This is a genomic window from Gemmiger formicilis (assembly GCF_016901605.1).
GTDB classification, from domain to species: Bacteria; Bacillota; Clostridia; order Oscillospirales; family Ruminococcaceae; genus Gemmiger; species Gemmiger formicilis_B.
The window spans coordinates 1-242 of record NZ_JACJKP010000683.1 but is presented as its reverse complement, the minus strand read 5'-3'; the positions used below and the strand labels follow the sequence as shown (position 1 = coordinate 242).

At 59.1% G+C, this 242-nt stretch carries 1 protein-coding gene; it reads left to right on the top strand.

Annotation, left to right across the window (positions count from 1 at the left end):
• Positions 1–27: 27 nt before the first annotated feature.
• Positions 28–242, top strand: a 215-nt coding sequence (locus H6B10_RS16470) for a hypothetical protein (RefSeq protein ID WP_204652469.1), incomplete at its 3' end; no start/stop codon positions are given.

The window sequence follows — 242 nt, the reverse complement described above, 5'->3', positions numbered from 1 at the left end:
GTAAAAACCGAGGATCGTTTCCCCAATATGGAGGCATTCATCGGGGCACTGAACGGGCGCGTTTCCGTACAGGATCAGGTGGCGGCCAGTATCAGCCAGCGCACCCAGGCTACCGCTTACAGGCAGGAAGGCTACGGGCAGATTGCCTATCAGCAGCCCGCCTATAACGGCGGGGGTGCTGCGGCAGGAAAGCCCTCTGCGTTCTCCCGGTTCCTTTCCTATATGAAAGCCAATCCGGTGGT